This is a genomic window from Nocardioides oceani, from assembly GCF_030412965.1.
In the GTDB taxonomy this organism is placed as follows: domain Bacteria; phylum Actinomycetota; class Actinomycetes; order Propionibacteriales; family Nocardioidaceae; genus Nocardioides; species Nocardioides oceani.
Genome location: NZ_JAUHJQ010000268.1, coordinates 1 through 221, shown reverse-complemented (window position 1 = coordinate 221; position 221 = coordinate 1). Strand labels below are relative to the sequence as shown.

The following is a 221-nucleotide window of genomic DNA, read 5'->3' as shown; positions in this document are numbered from 1 at the left end:
GCGCCTCGGTGGGGCGGACCCGCGCAGCACGCAGCCGGTCGAGGCAGGCGTTGACGACCACCCGGTGCAGCCTGGTGGTCACGGCGGCGTCGCCGCGGACCGCCGCCGCGCGGCGGTACGCCGCCACGAGGCCGTCCTGGAGGCCGTCGGCGGCGTCCTCACGGTTCCCGGTGGTCCGCAGCGCCACCGCCCAGAGCCGGTCGCGGTGCCGGGCCACCAGC

General features: G+C 79.6%; 1 protein-coding gene. It reads right to left on the bottom strand.

What is annotated here, in order from left to right:
* Positions 1 to 220: sigma factor (locus QWY28_RS24030; RefSeq protein WP_300955407.1), on the bottom strand; the 220-nt coding region annotated here is incomplete at its 3' end.
* Position 221 lies beyond the last annotated feature (1 nt).